This is a genomic window from Pseudomonas rhodesiae (genome assembly GCF_013285305.1).
GTDB lineage: Bacteria > Pseudomonadota > Gammaproteobacteria > Pseudomonadales > Pseudomonadaceae > Aquipseudomonas > Aquipseudomonas rhodesiae.
This window is the reverse complement of the sequence record NZ_CP054205.1, coordinates 898,697-916,658: the sequence shown is the minus strand read 5'-3', so window position 1 is coordinate 916,658 and position 17,962 is coordinate 898,697. Positions and strand designations below refer to the sequence as shown.

Annotated in this window: 15 protein-coding genes; 10 read left to right on the top strand and 5 right to left on the bottom strand. The window is 63.1% G+C overall.

What is annotated here, in order from left to right; all coding sequences use genetic code 11:
• Positions 1-145: 145 nt before the first annotated feature.
• The 8 genes from prmA (at position 146) to HRH33_RS03895 (ending at position 10,572) form a co-directional block, all read left to right on the top strand.
• The gene (prmA, locus tag HRH33_RS03930; protein WP_040265994.1) at positions 146-1,024 is read left to right on the top strand and encodes a 50S ribosomal protein L11 methyltransferase; all 879 of its coding nucleotides are present in this window, start codon (positions 146-148) and stop codon (positions 1,022-1,024) included.
• A gap of 30 nt (positions 1,025-1,054) precedes the next feature.
• On the top strand, positions 1,055-2,308 hold the full coding sequence (locus tag HRH33_RS03925; RefSeq protein WP_167416826.1) for a DUF3426 domain-containing protein: 1,254 nt from the start codon (positions 1,055-1,057) through the stop codon (positions 2,306-2,308).
• Positions 2,309-2,493: 185 nt separating this feature from the next.
• Positions 2,494-3,507 (top strand): tRNA dihydrouridine synthase DusB, encoded by a 1,014-nt coding sequence (gene dusB / locus HRH33_RS03920; RefSeq protein ID WP_167416825.1) that lies wholly within the window; start codon positions 2,494-2,496, stop codon positions 3,505-3,507.
• Complete coding sequence (gene fis / locus HRH33_RS03915; RefSeq protein ID WP_003221275.1) at positions 3,504-3,824, top strand: DNA-binding transcriptional regulator Fis; 321 nt, start codon at positions 3,504-3,506, stop codon at positions 3,822-3,824. Before dusB ends, fis begins: the two co-directional genes overlap by 4 nt.
• A gap of 81 nt (positions 3,825-3,905) precedes the next feature.
• Complete coding sequence (gene purH, locus HRH33_RS03910) at positions 3,906-5,513, top strand: bifunctional phosphoribosylaminoimidazolecarboxamide formyltransferase/IMP cyclohydrolase (protein WP_034095679.1); 1,608 nt, start codon at positions 3,906-3,908, stop codon at positions 5,511-5,513.
• A gap of 177 nt (positions 5,514-5,690) precedes the next feature.
• Complete coding sequence (purD, locus tag HRH33_RS03905) at positions 5,691-6,983, top strand: phosphoribosylamine--glycine ligase (protein ID WP_167416824.1); 1,293 nt, start codon at positions 5,691-5,693, stop codon at positions 6,981-6,983.
• 126 nt (positions 6,984-7,109) lie between these two features.
• Complete coding sequence (locus HRH33_RS03900) at positions 7,110-9,881, top strand: hybrid sensor histidine kinase/response regulator (RefSeq protein ID WP_167416823.1); 2,772 nt, start codon at positions 7,110-7,112, stop codon at positions 9,879-9,881.
• A 94-nt stretch (positions 9,882-9,975) separates the two neighbouring features.
• On the top strand, positions 9,976-10,572 hold the full coding sequence (locus HRH33_RS03895) for a MarC family protein (protein ID WP_034095676.1): 597 nt from the start codon (positions 9,976-9,978) through the stop codon (positions 10,570-10,572).
• On the opposite strand, the gene HRH33_RS03890 is transcribed toward HRH33_RS03895, so the two are convergent.
• The 5 genes from HRH33_RS03890 to cobG form a co-directional block, all read right to left on the bottom strand.
• Positions 10,569-11,348, bottom strand: coding sequence for a hypothetical protein (locus tag HRH33_RS03890; RefSeq protein WP_034095675.1), 780 nt, complete (start codon positions 11,346-11,348; stop codon positions 10,569-10,571). The two genes, HRH33_RS03895 and HRH33_RS03890, sit on opposite strands and share 4 nt — an antisense overlap.
• 227 nt (positions 11,349-11,575) lie before the next feature.
• Positions 11,576-13,213, bottom strand: a complete 1,638-nt coding sequence (gene cobJ, locus HRH33_RS03885) for a precorrin-3B C(17)-methyltransferase (RefSeq protein ID WP_167416822.1) — start codon at positions 13,211-13,213, stop codon at positions 11,576-11,578.
• Positions 13,213-13,947: a precorrin-2 C(20)-methyltransferase gene (locus HRH33_RS03880; protein ID WP_169902991.1), complete on the bottom strand. Its 735-nt coding sequence runs from the start codon at positions 13,945-13,947 to the stop codon at positions 13,213-13,215. The genes cobJ and HRH33_RS03880 overlap by 1 nt, the downstream gene beginning before the upstream one ends.
• Positions 13,944-14,570: a precorrin-8X methylmutase gene (locus HRH33_RS03875; RefSeq protein WP_034095672.1), complete on the bottom strand. Its 627-nt coding sequence runs from the start codon at positions 14,568-14,570 to the stop codon at positions 13,944-13,946. The genes HRH33_RS03880 and HRH33_RS03875 overlap by 4 nt, the downstream gene beginning before the upstream one ends.
• Positions 14,563-15,852: a precorrin-3B synthase gene (gene cobG, locus HRH33_RS03870; protein ID WP_279287784.1), complete on the bottom strand. Its 1,290-nt coding sequence runs from the start codon at positions 15,850-15,852 to the stop codon at positions 14,563-14,565. Before cobG ends, HRH33_RS03875 begins: the two co-directional genes overlap by 8 nt.
• A 95-nt stretch (positions 15,853-15,947) precedes the next feature.
• Here cobG and cbiE point away from each other — a divergent pair, with 95 nt between their 5' ends.
• Complete coding sequence (cbiE, locus tag HRH33_RS03865) at positions 15,948-17,153, top strand: precorrin-6y C5,15-methyltransferase (decarboxylating) subunit CbiE (RefSeq protein ID WP_167416821.1); 1,206 nt, start codon at positions 15,948-15,950, stop codon at positions 17,151-17,153.
• Positions 17,150-17,884: a cobalt-precorrin-6A reductase gene (locus HRH33_RS03860; RefSeq protein WP_167416820.1), complete on the top strand. Its 735-nt coding sequence runs from the start codon at positions 17,150-17,152 to the stop codon at positions 17,882-17,884. Before cbiE ends, HRH33_RS03860 begins: the two co-directional genes overlap by 4 nt.
• The last annotated feature ends 78 nt before the right edge of the window (positions 17,885-17,962 follow it).

Here is a 17,962-nt window from a genome sequence, read left to right as displayed (position 1 = left end):
GGTCCAACGCTATCGGGGGCAAGCCCCCTCCCCACATTTGACCGGCGTGCAGTCAGTAGTGTCGTCTTCTGCCCGCCGCTCGCGTAAACTTGCGCGCTTTCGCGACCCCGTCGTCGCACACTCATTATTTTCAAAGGTGCCCGCCATGCCTTGGCTGCAAGTCCGTCTCGCCATCAGCCCAGAACAAGCCGAAACCTACGAAGACGCGTTCCTCGAAGTGGGCGCCGTGTCGGTGACCTTTATGGATGCCGAAGACCAGCCGATCTTCGAACCCGAACTGAACACCACCCCACTGTGGTCCCACACCCACTTGCTGGCCCTGTTCGAGGGCGGCACCGAAGCCGCCAGCGTACTGGCCCATCTGGAACTGCTCACCGGCAGCCCGCTGCCGGAACATCACAGCGAAGTGATCGAAGACCAGGACTGGGAGCGCAGTTGGATGGACAACTTCCAGCCCATGCGTTTTGGCCAGCGCCTGTGGATCGTGCCGAGCTGGCACGCGGCCCCGGAGCCGGACGCGGTGAACCTGCTGCTCGACCCGGGCCTGGCGTTCGGCACCGGCACCCACCCCACCACCGCCCTCTGCCTGGAATGGCTCGACGGTCAGGACCTGCGCGACAGCCACGTACTGGACTTTGGCTGCGGCTCGGGGATTCTGGCAATCGCCGCTCTGCTGCTGGGTGCCAAGGAAGCCGTCGGCACCGATATCGATGTACAGGCCTTGGAAGCGTCGCGCGACAACGCCGGGCGCAACAACATTCCTGAAGGCAAATTCCCGCTTTACCTACCGCAGGATTTGCCCCAGGTGCAGGCCGATGTGCTGGTGGCCAATATCCTCGCCGGGCCGCTGGTGTCCCTGGCGCCGCAGCTATCGAGCCTGGTCAAGCCCGGCGGGCGCCTGGCGCTGTCGGGGATCCTCGCCGAACAGGGCGATGAAGTCGCCGCCGCTTATGCCCAGGACTTCGACCTGGACCCGATCGCTAACCGCGATGGCTGGGTACGCATCAGCGGTCGTCGGCGCTAGAATGAGCGCTTGCCTGAATCGGATGGCCGCATGACCGACAGTTTCGTCACCCAGTGCCCACATTGCCAGACTCGCTTTCGCGTCAACCATGCTCAATTGAGCGTGGCCCGCGGCGTAGTTCGTTGTGGCTCGTGCCTGCAAGTGTTCAACGCGGCTCGTCAGTTACTGGAGCAACGCGCGGCCCATGCGCCTGCGCCTGCGCCTGCGCCGACGACCGAGCCGCCGACAGCCGCCGAGGCCTTGCCCGAGGCGCCGCGCGCGATCAGCCAGAAGCAATGGAGCGCCGAAGAGCTGGATCTGGATCACCTGGACCTGGACGAAGAACTGGCCAAGCTGGAACGCCGCCCCACTCAGCCCGCCGCATCGGTGAGCGCCGACCGTCGCCAACCCGGCGATCGTCGGCAGAAGGAAGAACCCCTCAGCGCCAGCCGCGACACGCTCAAGGCCGAAGAGGAAAAGTGGGCCGCCAGCCTGTTCAGCGAACCCGCTGAAGAACGTGTCCAAGCCGACGAAGACGAACCCGAAGCGACCCCAGGCGCTGCGACACGTCAGCGCACCGAACCGTCGATGTCGTTCCACACCGACGAGATCGAGGATGAGCCGCCGTTGCGGTCGATACGCGACACCGACGCATTCGATCCCCCCGTCACTCCAGTACACGATGAGACCCCCACCCCGGAGCCGGAAGAACACCCTCAGCCGCGCCGCAAGCGTGCGCGCCCTGCGGCCAGCGTCCACGACGACGTGCTTCAGGACCTGGAAGACGACCCGCTGCACCTCTACGCGCAAAAACGCCCTTCAGGGCTGGGCCGCCGCCTGATCTGGCTATTGCTGGTGCTTCTCGCCGCAGCCGGCCTGGCGGGCCAGTACATCGCCTATCAATTCGACGACCTGGCCCGCCAGGACGCCTACCGTCCGTGGTTCCAGCAGTTGTGCCCCACACTGGGCTGCACGGTACCGTCACGGGTCGATATCGCCCATATCAAGAGCAGCAACCTGGTGGTGCGCAGCCACCCTGAGTTCGCCGGGGCGCTGGTGGTGGACGCAATCATCTACAACCGTGCAACTTTCTCCCAGCCCTTCCCACTGCTAGAGCTGCGTTTCGCCGACCTCAACGGCGGCTTGATTGCCAGTCGTCGGTTCAAACCGAGCGAATACCTCAGCGGCGAGCTGGCCGGCGTTAGCGAAATGCCATCGCAGACCCCGATCCATATCTCCCTGGATATCCTCGATCCGGGCAACAAAGCCGTGAATTACAGCCTGAGCTTCCACTCCCCCGAGTGAAACGACTCAACCAGCGAAACCTGACGGTGGAAGATTGACTGCGCGCCGGTCAACCAAACCGACGGCGATAAAGAAATAACTGTTCAGATTTTATCCAATTCAGCCTTTATCCAGTCATCGAGAGCGGGTATCATGCCAACCCTTTTTCGAACTCTAATGATCCGGCCCCACAACAGGGAAGTCCTATGTCGGCGGTACGCATCGGCCCATACACATTGCAGAACGGCTTGATTCTCGCCCCTATGGCGGGCGTCACCGACCAGCCCTTTCGTCAGCTGTGCAAACGATTGGGCGCCGGCCTAGTAGTCTCGGAAATGGTCACCAGCGACATGAGTCTGTGGAACACCCGCAAGTCGCGGATGCGCATGATCCACGAAGGTGATCCCGAGCCCCGCTCGGTGCAGATCGCCGGTGGAGATGCGCAGATGCTGGCGGATGCGGCCCGGGCCAACGTGGAGCTGGGTGCGCAGATTATCGATATCAACATGGGCTGCCCGGCCAAGAAGGTCTGCAACAAGGCCGCCGGTTCAGCGCTGTTGAAAGATGAGCAGTTGGTTGCCGAGATCCTGCAGGCCGTTGTCGCCGCAGTCGATGTGCCGGTAACCCTGAAGATTCGCACCGGCTGGGACCGGGACAACAAGAATGGTCTTACGGTGGCGAAGATCGCCGAACAGGCAGGTATTACAGCGCTGGCGGTGCATGGCCGCACCCGCGCCGACCTTTACACCGGTGAAGCCGAGTACGACACCATCGCCGCGATCAAGCAGGCGGTGTCGATGCCGGTCTTTGCCAATGGCGATATCGACTCCGCCGAGAAAGCCCGGCGCGTACTCCACGCGACCGGTGCCGATGGCCTGTTGATTGGCCGTGCTGCCCAGGGGCGGCCGTGGATTTTTCGTGAGATCGAGCACTTCCTGCGCACCGGCGAAACCTTGCCGGCGCCGGCGCTGATCGAGGTGGAACGTATTCTGCTAGAGCATCTGGCCGCCCTGCACGCCTTCTATGGAGACGTCATGGGAGTACGCATTGCTCGTAAGCATGTGGGCTGGTATCTCGCAACCTTGCCGGGCGCCAAGGAGTTTCGCGCCCACTTCAATCGTTTGGATGATACGGAAGCACAGTGCGCCAACGTTCGTGAGTTCTTCGCCGGACGTTACAAGAGCCTGGTGACAGGGGACGGAGAGGGGGTGGCCGCATGACGATGATGACCGAGACTTTAGTGAGTGGAACAGCACCCGTGAGCGACAACGTCAATTTGAAACAGCACCTCAACACGCCGAGCGAAGAAGGTCAGACCCTTCGCGGGAGTGTCGAGAAGGCGCTGCACAATTATTTCGCCCACCTTGAGGGCGCTTCCGTCACGGACGTGTACAACCTGGTGCTCTCCGAAGTCGAGGCGCCCTTGCTCGAAAGCGTGATGAACTACGTCAAGGGCAACCAGACCAAAGCCAGTGAGCTGCTGGGCCTCAACCGTGGGACCCTGCGCAAGAAGCTCAAGCAGTACGATTTGCTGTAAGCATTCAATCCAACCAGAAAGGCGCCCGCGTAAAACCGGTCGCCTTTTTTGCTGACTCCTTTGCTTTTGATGGAAATTGAAATGACCGACCAGACCACCCGCCTGCCGATCCGCCGCGCCTTGATCAGTGTCTCCGACAAGACCGGGATCCTCGAATTTGCCCGTGAGCTGGAAGCTCTGGGCGTGGAAATCCTCTCCACGGGCGGGACCTTCAAACTGCTGCAGGACAACGGCGTGGCCGCAGTAGAAGTCGCGGACTACACCGGTTTCGCAGAAATGATGGACGGTCGGGTCAAGACCCTGCACCCGAAAATCCACGGCGGCATCCTCGGCCGTCGCGGCACCGACGACGCGATCATGAACGAGCACGGCATCAAGCCGATCGACCTGGTGGCCGTCAACCTCTACCCATTCGAAGCCACCATCAACAAACCCGGCTGTGACCTGCCGACCGCCATCGAAAACATCGACATCGGCGGCCCTACCATGGTCCGCTCGGCGGCCAAGAACCACAAAGACGTGGCCATTGTGGTCAATGCCAGCGACTACGCCAGCGTGCTGGAAAACCTCAAGGCCGGTGGCCTGACCTACGCTCAGCGTTTCGACCTGATGCTCAAGGCGTTCGAACACACCGCCGCCTACGACGGCATGATCGCCAACTACATGGGCACCGTTAATCAAGCCGCCGAAACCCTCAGCACCGAAGGCCGCAGCCAGTTCCCGCGCACCTTCAACAGCCAGTTCATCAAGGCCCAGGAAATGCGCTACGGCGAGAACCCGCACCAGAGCGCGGCGTTCTACGTGGAAGCCAAGCCTGCCGAAGTGGGCATCGCCACCGCGACCCAGTTGCAAGGCAAAGAGCTGTCCTACAACAACGTGGCCGACACCGACGCTGCGCTGGAGTGCGTCAAGAGCTTCGTCAAGCCGGCCTGCGTGATCGTCAAGCACGCCAACCCGTGCGGCGTGGCCGTCAGCCCGGACGCCGAAGGCGGCATTCGCCAGGCCTACGAACTGGCCTACGCCACCGACACCGAGTCGGCGTTCGGCGGCATCATCGCCTTCAACCGCGAACTGGACGCCGAGACCGCCAAAGCCATCGTCGATCGTCAATTCGTTGAAGTGATCATCGCCCCATCCGTGAGCGAAGAAGCCCGCGCCATCGTCGCAGCCAAGGCCAATGTGCGCCTGCTGGCCTGCGGCGAGTGGTCGGCCGACCGCGCCGCGGCATGGGACTACAAGCGCGTCAACGGCGGCCTGCTGGTGCAGAGCCGCGATATCGGCATGATCAGCGCCGACGACCTGAAAGTGGTGACCCAGCGGGCGCCGACCGAGCAGGAAATCCACGACCTGATCTTCGCCTGGAAAGTGGCCAAGTACGTTAAATCCAACGCCATCGTCTACGCCAAGAACCGCCAGACCATCGGGGTCGGCGCCGGCCAGATGAGCCGCGTGAACTCGGCGCGTATCGCCGCGATCAAGGCCGAGCACGCCGGGTTGCAGGTGGCCGGTTCGGTGATGGCGTCCGACGCGTTCTTCCCGTTCCGTGACGGCCTGGACAACGCCGCCAAGGCCGGTGTGACTGCCGTGATCCAGCCAGGCGGCTCGATGCGCGACGCCGAAGTGATTGCCGCGGCCGACGAAGCTGGCATTGCCATGGTCTTCACTGGCATGCGCCACTTCCGCCACTGATCCACTGCGTGAAGTAGCGAGCTTATAGCTGCAAGCGGCAAGTAAGAGTAGACCGGGATCGCTTTTACTTTCGCTTGCAGCCTTATTCATTAGAGGCTGCGCAACGTAGGGAGAGGCAATGCAGATTGCTTTTAACTTGCCGCTTGCAGCTTTTAACTTCCCTCGAAGGAGTCTGACTTGAATGTTTTGATCATCGGCAGCGGCGGCCGTGAACACGCCTTGGCCTGGAAAGTTGCCCAGGACCCTCGCGTCCAGACAGTTTTCGTAGCCCCCGGCAATGCCGGCACCGCCATTGAAGCCAAATGCCAGAACGTTGCCATCGACGTGCTGGCCCTTGAGCAACTGGCCGATTTCGCCGAGAAAAACGTTTCCCTGACCATCGTCGGCCCGGAAGTACCGCTGGTGGCCGGTGTGGTGGACCTGTTCCGCAGCCGTGGCCTGGATTGCTTCGGCCCCACCGCCGGTGCTGCGCAATTGGAAGGCTCGAAAGCCTTTACCAAGGATTTCCTCGCCCGCCACAAGATCCCGACCGCCGATTACCAGAACTTCACCGAGATCGAGCCGGCCCTGGCTTACCTGCGTGAAAAAGGCGCGCCAATCGTGATCAAGGCCGACGGCCTGGCCGCCGGTAAAGGCGTGATCGTAGCGATGACCCTGCAGGAAGCCGAAGACGCCGTACGCGACATGCTCGCCGGCAATGCCTTCGGCGATGCGGGCTCGCGTGTCGTCATCGAAGAATTCCTCGACGGTGAAGAAGCCAGCTTCATCGTGATGGTCGACGGCAAGAACGTGCTGCCAATGGCCACCAGCCAGGACCACAAGCGCGTCGGCGACGGCGACACTGGCCCGAACACCGGTGGCATGGGCGCTTACTCGCCGGCGCCGGTGGTGACCAGTGATGTGCACCAGCGTGTGATGGATCAGGTGATCTGGCCGACCGTGCGCGGCATGGCCGACGAAGGCAACGTGTACACCGGTTTCCTCTACGCCGGTCTGATGATCGACAAAGCCGGCAATCCGAAAGTCATCGAGTTCAACTGCCGCTTCGGCGATCCGGAAACCCAACCGGTGATGCTGCGCCTGCAATCGAGCCTGGTGCTGCTGGTGGAAGCCGCCCTGGCCCAGGCCTTGGACAAGGTTGAAGCACAGTGGGACCCACGTCCGAGCGTCGGCATTGTGCTGGCAGCCGGCGGCTACCCTGCCGACTACGCCAAGGGCGACGTGATTGAAGGCCTGGAAGCGGCGGCTAAGCTGGAAGGCAAGGTGTTCCATGCGGGCACTGCGCTCAAGGACGGCCAGGTCGTCACCGCCGGCGGCCGCGTGCTGTGCGCCACCGCCATGGGCGCCAGTGTCGACGCCGCGCAGCAGCAAGCGTACAAACTGGCCGCGGCAATCGACTGGAAGGGCTGCTTCTACCGCAAGGACATCGGCTATCGCGCCATTGCCCGCGAGCGTGGTGAGAGCCAGTAAATCTCGAACATCGCTAGCATTGTCAGTAGCTATCCGTTCGGTTAGGCAAGGGCTCAAGGCCCTTGCCGTATACCCGCCACCCCGCGCATAGTTAACCCGTGCATCAACCTACGAAGGGATTTCGCCGTGCGCTGGCTCAGGATCGCCATAGGTTTCACTGTCAGTCTGCTGACGCTGCTCTGCTTGCTCCCGGCCCAGGCCGCCGCGCAAGGCAGTGGCTGGGCAGTATTGCTTGATGAACAGGCTGACCTGCAACTGAGCGACATCCGCTCCTCGCGTTACACCAATCAATTCAGCCCCATCGAACTGGACCGTATTACCGCCGCGGAGCCGGACGGTGCGTTGTGGGTACGTTTCAAGTTGCAACCCGGCAAGCACGAGCAAGTGCTGCGCATCTTCGCCCCGGACCTGTCCCACCTGAACCTATACGTGCTCGATGGTGACACCCTGGTAGAGCAACAAAGCACCGGCACCCGCCAGGCCCAGACGGAACGCCCGCTGCCCAGCAGCGACTTCATGCTACCGCTGCCGCAAAGTCAGAACGTCCTTGAGGTCTACGTGCGGCTGGTCTCGGAACACGAGCTGCGCCCCTATATCACTCTGGAACCGGCCGTACTTGCCGCCGCCAACCAGACGCAGACGCTGATCTACGGCCTGCTGTTCGGCTGCCTGCTGATGCTGATCCTGCATAACCTCACACGGTTCGCCTACCACCGCTCGCGCAGCAGCCTATGGCTGGCCGCCTGCGAGGCCCTGTTGATGCTCAGCCTGGCGCTGCTGCTTAACCTGGTCGGCCCGTGGCTGCCCAACTGGCACGCAGTGCAGACCCCCGGCGCGTACCTGGCCCTGCTGCTGACCGCACCGTGCGGGCTGATGTTTGCCTATCGCTTCTTTATGCCGCTCGGCCCCCATGTACTGAACAAGCTGCTGATGGCCGACATCCTGCTCATCGTGCTGTGCGGTCTGCTGCTGTTGTTCGTCAACACCCTGCCCCTGAATATCATCACCTACGCGCTGGTGGCGTTGGCGGGGCTGAGCATGTTGTTCGTTTCAGCGTATCACTGGCAGAAAGGCTACCGTCCAGCGCGACTGTTCGTGGCGGGGATGGTGGTCTTCAATATCGGCACTCTGATTATCCTGCCGGCGCTGCTGGGCCTGACGATGGTCTCGCCACAGGGCCTGATCGTGACGCTGCTGGCATTCATTTGCCTGAGTGGCCTGTTGATGAGCCTGGCTCTGGGCGAGCGCCAGCGCGCGATTGTCGAGGCACGCTTCAGCCTCAGCCGCGACCTGGCCGCCAGCAATGCCGAGATCGCCGCCAAGGCCGAGTTCCTGGCAAAAATCAGTCACGAAATCCGCACCCCCATGAACGGCGTGCTGGGCATGACCGAACTGCTGCTGGGCACTCCGCTGTCGGTGAAGCAACGGGACTATGTGCAGACCATCCACAGCGCCGGTAACGAACTGCTCACGCTGATCAACGAGATTCTCGACATCTCCAAACTCGAATCCGGGCAGATCGAATTGGACGATGTGCAGTTCGACCTCAATGCGCTGATCGAGGACTGCCTGAGTATCTTCCGCGCCAAGGCCGAGCAGCAGAATGTCGAACTGATCAGCTTTATCCAGCCCCAAGTGCCGCGCGTTATCAGCGGCGACCCGACACGCCTGCGCCAGGCGCTGTTGAGCCTATTGGAAAACGCCCTGCAGAAAACCGACGAAGGCGAAGTGCTGATCGTGGTGGCCTTGGACGATCGCAGCACCAAACCGCGCCTGCGCATCGCCGTGCAAGACAGCGGCATTCCAATGGAAGCCGCCGAGCGCGATGCCCTGCTGCATAGCGAACTGCACAGTAAGAATTTCCTGTCGGCCACCCGTTTGAGCGGCCACCTGGGGTTGGTGATCGCGCGCCAGCTGATCCTGTTGATGAACGGCGAATTCGGCATCAAGAGCGGCAGCCATCAGGGCAGCACCTTATGGCTGACCCTGCCGCTGGACCCGGAGCGCCTGGAACACCCGACGTCCGACCTCGACGGCCCGCTCAAAGGCGCCCGCGTGCTGGTGGTGGACGACAACGACACCTGCCGCAAAGTGCTGGTGCAGCAATGCTCGGCCTGGGGCCTGAACGTCAGTGCCGCGCCCTCGGGCAAAGAAGCCCTGGCCCTGCTGCGCACCAAAGCGCACCTGCGCGACTACTTCGACGTGGTGCTGCTGGACCAGAACATGCCAGGCATGACCGGCATGCAACTGGCGGCGAAGATCAAGGAAGACCCTAGCCTGAACCACGACATTCTGTTGATCATGCTCACCGGCATCAGCAACGCGCCGAGCAAGATCATCGCGCGTAACTGCGGGATCAAGCGCATCCTGGCCAAGCCGGTGGCCGGCTATACCCTCAAGACCACCCTGGCCGACGAACTGACCCAGCGCAGCAAAGGCAGCGCCACGCCGCGCCCGGTCCTGACGACGCCGGAAGCTGTCACCGTGCCCAGCGATTTCCGCATCCTGGTGGCCGAAGACAACAGCATTTCCACCAAAGTTATCCGCGGCATGCTCGGCAAGCTCAACCTCAACCCGGACACCGCCAGCAACGGCGAAGAAGCGCTGGAGGCCATGAAAGCCCAGCGTTATGACCTGGTGTTGATGGACTGCGAGATGCCAATCCTCGACGGTTTTTCGGCCACCCAACAACTGCGCGCCTGGGAAGTCAGCCACCAACGCATCCGCACGCCGGTGGTCGCGCTCACCGCGCACATCCTCTCGGAACATAAAGAGCGCGCACGCCAAGCCGGTATGGACGGGCATATGGCCAAGCCAGTGGAATTGTCGCAACTGCGTGAACTGGTGGAGTTCTGGGTGGCACAGCGTCAACAGCGCCCCGAACACGCCCCCTCGTGACCTGAAATCCCATGTGGGATAGGGCTTGCCCTCCCACATTTGCCCCCTGGCGCCTGTTAGACTCTCCCCACTTCTCCTGCCGCGAGCCTCCTCCATGCTCCACGTGTTATTCAGCGTTTACCTGAAGATGCTGGTGCTCTACAGCCCGTTCTTCGTGCTGTCCTGCTTTATCAGCCTGACTCGCGGCTATTCCAGCAAAGAACGACGCCGCCTGGCCTGGAAAGTGGCCTTGGCAACACTGGTGTCCAGTGTGTTGCTCTACCTGTTCGGCCGGTTGATTTTCAGTGTGTTCGGCATCACCGTGGACGCATTCCGCATCGGCGCCGGCAGTGTGCTGTTCATTTCTGCCCTGGGCATGGCTCAGGGTAAGTCGGCCGTGCAGACCGATAACGTGCAGCAGGACGTAACCATCGTGCCGCTGACCATCCCCCTCACCGTCGGCCCCGGCACCATCGGTGCGTTGCTGGTAATGGGGGTCAGCCAGCCGCACTGGGATGACAAAATCATGGCCATCCTCAGCATCGCCCTGGCCAGCTTCACGGTGGGTGTGGTGCTGTACTTGTCCAACCGCATCGAACGCATTTTGGGTGACCAGGGCTTGCAGATTGTCAGTCGATTGATGGGCTTGTTTGTTTGCGCCCTTGCCGCGCAGATTATTTTTACGGGCGTGCGCGGCTATCTGGTGCCCTAAATCCGGTATTTCGCGATTGCCAGCTGTACTTTGTCTCCGGCGCTCTCGCGCATCAGCTGGATGGTTTTTTCGTTGACCACCGAGGTATTGAGCACCAGGCAGGTTTGCCCGCTGAAGGCCTCGAACGAGGAGCTATCCCACTCCAGGAATGGCAACCCCACCTGTTTACTCACGCCCTGGGTGCTGTAGGTCACCAGCACCATCGTCAATTCACCGTCGGATTCGGCGCAGGACGCCAGGCCGAAATCACCGCCCTGGTGCACGGCGCTGTTGCGTTTGAACAGTTCGAAAGACGTCGGCTGCTGCTTCAGCGCCTCCAGCGCATCCGCCGCGAGCTTGGGCAGCGTAGCCAGCAACGGCCCGCTCAATGACGTCGAAGCCAGCAACGTCGCAATCATATTCAACGCCGCCAGTTGCACCGTCAGGCCCTTGCCGACGCTGGAGACGCGCTCGAACCGACTGCGCACCGGTAGCCAGCCCAGACTGATCATCACCTTGATAAATTCGTCGTACCACGCCTCGCTGCCGCGTTGGACTTTCAACACATCGCTCACGTAACTGCTGGCCAGCAGATAGCTTTTACGGATGTATTCGCGGTTCAGCCCGGACAGGCCCTCGGCAAACGACATGACACTGTTGTTAACCACCGCGGCGTTGCTGTCTTCATCGGTGTCCAGCGGTAACGTGGCGTGCGCCCCGGGCGCTCCCGGCAGTTTGTAGGCGGCGATCAATTTGCGCCGTTTTACGTTGTTGATCCGTTTGTGATGTCGCTCCATTTTCCAGTTCTCCACAAGCACCCCAACATGGGGCTTGCCTTCACCCTAGTCCAGCGCCCGGCGGGGTTTCCACACGACAAACAACGCTCGCCGCCACGCCGCGCGAAACGCTGCCCAGCAATTGCGAGGCACATCGCCGGACCTTCCGGTTTTCCTTGTGCAAAAAAGAAAAAAGCTCCGAAAACACCCGGTGAGCGCCCAGGGTTTATCGGAGCTTTCGTGCAGCCTCAGGCGCCGGGTTTTTCGCCGTACCAACGCGGTGTATAGACCCATGTACCGCCATCGGCCCGCGGGAATGTGCAGGTGGTAGACGAGCCGATCAGCACCATGGTGCGCATGTCCACCTGGTCCGGGGTGAGTTGACCCAGGGTGGTTACGCGCAGCGTCTGGCCGGGGCGGCCAATGTCGCGGCCCAGCACCACCGGCGTTTGCGGCGAGCGATGCAGCGCGACGATTTCCAGGGCACGGCCCAGTTGCCACGGGCGCGAACGCGAAATCGGGTTGTAGAACGCCAGGGCCAGGTCGGCCTGGGACGCGAGGTCCAGGCGTTTTTCGATGATCGACCAGGGCTTGAGGTTGTCCGACAGCGACATCACGCAGAAGTCATGCCCCAACGGCGCGCCGGCCTGAGCGGCGGTGGCCAGGGACGCCGAGACACCTGGCAGGATTTCCAGGTCGACCTGATGCCAGGCCGGGTCGTCGGACTCGTGCAACGCCTCGATTACCGCCGCAGCCATGGCGAACACACCCGGGTCGCCGGACGACACCACCACCACCGAACGGCCCTGGGCGGCCAGTTCGAAAGCATGGCGCGCACGCTGCATTTCTTCGCGGTTGTCGGTGCAATGCTGTACCTGATCGTCACGGAATGGGCCGGCCATGCGCACATAGGTTTCATAACCCAGTACATCGGTGCAGCGCGCCAGTTCGGCTTTCACCGCCGGCACCATCAACTCGGCGGCGCCGGGGCCCAGGCCAATCACAGCGAGGCGACCACGGGCGCGGCCCAGCTTGGACACATCCAATGGTTGCTCGGCAACATCGATCAGCAACTGCGCGCCGGGCTGCACATCGGCAAACCGCAGCGGCACGCCCAGCGCCAGCGCGGCTTCGTGCAGCGTCGAGTCGGCCATCTGCGTGTGGCTGGCCAGAAGGCAGGCCAGGGATTGCACGGCAATACCGGCTTCTCCCAAAGCGCTGCGCACGCGTTCGGCCAAGTACGGGCCCGGAGCACAGGTCACACACACGGTTTTCGGATAGATCAGCAATTCATTGGCCGCAGGTTTGCGCTCGGCACTGCCCACATGAATCGCCAGGCGCGCCTGTTGATCCTGGGGCAGATTGGCCTGTTCCAGCCACGGCGCCGCGCCTTCGATGCGCACGCTTTCACCGGCCAGCAGGTCGGAGACGAAACGCTTGCCCAACTCCAGATCGGCCAACTCATAACCACTCGGAGGGTTGAGCAGGCAAGTGCCGAAACGCAGTTCACCACTGGTGGTGATTGCCGCCGCCACGTTCAACGCAGCCGCGATCTCGCGGGCCATGACGTTGACCCCACCCAGCCCACCCAGCAACGGCACCACAGCGCTGCCGTCTTCGGCCACCGCGAGGACCGCAGGCTCTTCGCCTTTTTCCAGCAGCAACGGCGCCAGGGTGCGAATCACGATGCCGGCCGCGCACAACGCAATCAACGGCGTGCCCTGTTGATAGAGCTGGCGCAGGGTGGTGCCGAACTCGTTGTAGAGGGTGTCCGCACCCTCAATACGCCCCGCCAGGCCGTGGATCAGCGCGCCAGGGTAAACCTGCTGGATCTTGCGCGCCGTGGCCAAGCTGCCTTGGCCCAGGATGACAATCGCCGGGCGCATCATCCTTGCCACCGTTCACCGGGCACGATGATCAGCGAAAAATATGGCGACGACATCGGTTCCACTTGATCCAGCGGCACGATCTTCTGGTTGGCCATGGTCGCGCGTTCCACATACAGCGCGCGTTCGGCCAGGCCGAGTTCTTCGAGCACCTGGCGCACCTTGGGAAAATTGCGCCCCAGCTTCATGATCACCGCCGCGTCAGCGTCCGCCAGGCGGCGCTTGAGGTCGTCATGGGGCAACACGCCCGAAAGCACCGACAAGCTCTGGTTGCGATACACCAGTGGCGCGCCGAGCACCGAGGCGCCGCCGAGCATTGAGCACACGCCAGGGATGACCTGCGCTTCGTAGCGCTCGGCCAGACGGTCGTGAAGGTACATGTAGGAGCCGTAGAAGAACGGGTCGCCTTCGCAGATCACCGCCACGTCGCGGCCGGCATCCAGGTGCGCGGCCACATCGACGCTGGCGGTATCGTAGAAATCGCTGATCACCTGCTCGTAGGACAGCGGTGCCGGCAGCGCTTCGGTGGTCACCGGGTACACCAGCGGCATCAGGGTCTGCTGTGGCACCAGATGGTCTTCGATGATGCCGAAGGCGTTACCCTTCTTGCCCTTGGCCACGAAGTACGCCACCACCGGCGACTCACGCAGCAGGCGCAGCGCCTTGACGGTGATCAGTTCAGGATCGCCGGGGCCCACGCCCAGGCCGATCAAGCGTCCGCGCGCCGACATTATTCAACCTCCGTGGCGAGCGCATTCACCGCTGCGGCGGCCATGGCGCTGCCGCCCAGGCGACCTTGCATGATCACGAACGGCACGCCACGGCTGTCGGCGGCCAGCATCGCCTTGGATTCGGCGGCACCGACAAACCCCACCGGAAAGCCCAGGATCAACGCCGGTTTCGGTGCACCGGCATCGAGCATCTCCAGCAGATAGAACAGCGCCGTCGGCGCGTTGCCGATCACCACCACGCTGCCCTCCAAGTGTGGGCGCCACAGTTCCAGGGCGGCGGCGGAACGGGTGTTGCCCAACTCCCGCGCCAGTTCCGGCACGCTGTCGTCGCGCAGGGTGCAGATCACGGGGTTGTTGGCCGGCAGGCGCGCACGGGTCACACCCTCGGAGACCATGCGCGCGTCGCACAGGATCGGCGCGCCGGCGGCCAGTGCATCGCGCCCGGCCTTGCCTGCGCCGTCGGAAAACTGCAAGCCGTCGATGGCCTCGACCATGCCGCAGGCATGAATCACGCGCACCGCGAGTTTTTCCAAATCAGCCGGGATACGGGCCAAGTTGGCTTCCGCGCGAATAATGGCGAAGGAGTTGCGATAGATCTCCTGACCGTCGCGGATGTAATCAATCATCGGTGTTGCTCCGTGGGCGGGCACGCAGCAAGGTGCCCGTCGCTTCAATAGAAAGGGTGCGCGCCTGCAGCCGGCCAAAACCGGGCTGGGCTGCATCGCGAAAATAGACGTCGTAGTGACCGGGGCTTACCGCCAGCAAGGTAACCGGCGCGGTATGCGCCGCAGCGCAGGAGCGCGGGCAGCCGGACAGGTGCACCTCCACGCCGGGTTGCAGCGCGGCCAGTTGCACAGCGTCAGCTTTGGTATCGGCCAGGGCTTTGCCGCAGCCGCTGGAACCGGTGCAGGCGATCAGGCGCGCGAGGGGATCGTCGATTGCACACAGGAAGCCCAACTGCGCCAAGCGCTGGGTCACCGCGACCGGACGCTCGATATTGGGCAGCAACACGCCCTGCCAAGGGGTCAGGCGCAACGTCCCATCGCCGTACTCGCAGGCCAGTTGCGCGGCGCCCTTGAGCATCATCGAGTCCAGGCGGCCCAGCGGCGCACCTGCCGTGACATAGAACTGATTCTTTTGCTCTTGTGGATAACTTCCGATGTGCAGCAACGCGCCAGTGGCCGGGCGTTTAAAGCCCTCCACCGACAGCAGCGGCAGACGCAGGCGGCGCATGAGGTTATCCACATCCAGATGGCGCATGCGGGTTTGCTCGGGGGTCGCCAGGTCGAGAAAAGCTTCCAGCACTGCCACCACCAGCGTATGGCCCTGCTCCAACGGCACCGCCGCCACGGGGGCATCCTGGCCTGGGCAGCCGGCCAGGCCGAACGCCAGCAATGTCTTGCCATCGCGCACAAACGCCGATAGCCACAGGTCATGGTGATGGTCGAGCATCGCCAGGGCCTCGCCGCCATCCAACTGGATCGCGAACTTGGCCGACAGTTGGTGAAACCGCGAATGGTTTTGCAAGGTGGCGAGGATCTGCTCGGCCAGCGGGCGGGTATCGAACAGCATCTGTGGGTCAATGCCGGCGCTGGGGCTGAGCATCAGGTTGCGCACGTCATCGCCGGCGGGGTTATTCGGCCCAAGATCGGCGGCGAGCAGCATGGCAATCAACGCGTCCTGCTCGGCGCCGATGCCGCGAATCTGCAGATTGGCGCGATTGGTCGCCTCGATCACCCCACCGGCATAGGCTTGGGCGGCGTCCGCCACCGCGTGGGCCTGGGCGGCGGTGATGGAACCGCCGGCCAGTTTGATCCGGCAGATGCCGCCATCCAGCGCCTGGACAATACGCAGCAACCCCGGACAAGCCGAGGGGCGCAAGGTATTCACAGCGGGCGTTGGCTTCACGGGGCTACCGGTTCATGGGCAAAGGCGCGGTATTATGCCTGCTTTGTCCGGCGGCATGAAAAGCCTGCCCGTCGGATGTCGTTCAAGGAATCCCTATGTCGCCCTGGCTGACGGTAGTAGGCATCGGTGAAGACGGCTTCAAGGGGCTGGGCAGGAACGCCCGGCACGCCCTGTTGCGCGCCTCACGGATTATCGGCGGGCAACGCCAGTTGGATCTGTTGCCGATGTGTATTCGGGGCGAGCGGCAATTATGGCCGAGCCCGTTTTCCCTGGAGCCGGTGTTGGCGCGGCGCGGTGAGCCTGTGTGCGTGCTGGCCAGCGGCGACCCGATGTTCTACGGCGTAGGGGCCAGCCTGGCGCGGCAAGTGGCCGCACAGGAGTTGCTGATCTTGCCGGCGCCGTCGTCGGTGTCGTTGGCGGCGGCGCGGTTGGGCTGGCCGTTGCAGGACGTAGTGACGCTCTCCGTGGTGGCGCGCCCGTTGGCGGCGCTTAACGCGCATCTGGCCAGCGGCGTGCGGTTGTTGGTGTTGAGCAATGACGGTCGCAGCCCTGCCTTGATCGCCTCGCTATTGGCTGAGTCAGGCTTTGGACCTAGCCGGTTGAGCGTGTTCGAACACCTGGGCGGGGCGCAGGAACAGCGCATCGATGGGTTGGCGCAGGCGTGGCAACACACATGCGTGGCCGATTTGAACCTGGTTGCCATCGACTGTGTGGCGGATGCCACGGCGCCGCGCCTGTCGCGCCTGGCGGGGTTGCCCGATTCGGCGTTCCAGCACGACGGCCAACTGACCAAGCGCGACGTGCGCGCGATGACCCTCGCCCGCCTCGCCCCCATGCCCGGCGAACTGCTGTGGGATGTGGGCGCGGGCAGCGGCTCCATCGGCATCGAATGGATGCGCGCCCACCCCAGCTGCCGCGCGCTGGCGATCGAGGCCGATGAAGGCCGCCAAACCCTGATCGAACACAACCGCGACGCCCTTGGTGTACCTGGCCTGCAGCTGATACGCGGCAAAGCGCCGGATGCGTTGCAAGGCCTTGAAGCCCCGGACGCGATCTTCATCGGCGGCGGCGTCACCCGCGACGGCGTACTCGATACCTGCTGGCAACACCTACGCCCCGGCGGCCGACTGGTCGCCAACGCGGTCACCCTGCAAAGCGAAATAACCCTGATGAACTGGCGCGCCCGGCACGGCGGCGAACTGACGCGCATCCATGTAGCCCAGGCCCAGCCGTTGGGCGACTTCGATACCTGGCGCCAGGCGCTGCCGATCACTTTGCTCGAAGTGATCAAGCCACTATGAACAGGATTCTGCTGCTGGGGGGTGTGACCGAGGCCCTCGCCATTGCCCACACATTGGGCCCGCAGCACATCTACAGTTTGGCGGGAGTGGGGCGTGTGCCGACCGATCTCAGTTGCCAAGTGCGTGTCGGAGGTTATGGCGGCGCTGAGGGCCTGGCGCAGTTTGTCCGGGATGAAGGGATCAGCCTGATCCTCGACGCGACCCATCCCTATGCGGCGCAGATAAGCCGTAACGCCGCCGAGGCTGCGCGGTTGAGTGGCATCCCTTGCTGGGCCCTGCGCCGTCCGGCGTGGCAGCCGCAGGCCGATGATGACTGGCGCGAAGTGAGTGACTGGGCCGAGCTGATCGAAGCCCTGAAACCCTTCAAGCGCCCGCTCTTCACCTTGGGCCGCGAACCGTTGCAGCACCTCGACGAAATCCCCGCCGAGCAATTCTGGACACTGCGCGCATTGGATGTGTACCCCGGCAATGATCGCTGTGAAGTGATTGGCGCACGCGGGCCGTTTCTGCTCGAAGACGAACGCGCGCTGTTTGAACGGCGTGGGATCGATGTACTGATCAGCAAGAACAGCGGCAGTGCCGCCACCGAGCCGAAGCTGGAAGTGGCGCGGGAACGCGGGGTGCCAGTGCTGGTGTTGAAGCGGCCAGTGTTGGCGGCGGTGGACCGAGAATTCACAGCCGTGTCAGCGCTGCTACAGGCAATACACACTCGTGGAGCACCACAAACCTAATGTGGGAGGGGGCTTGCCCCCGATGGCGATAGTTCAGCCAGCAAATCAGCGACTGACACAACGCTATCGGGGGCAAGC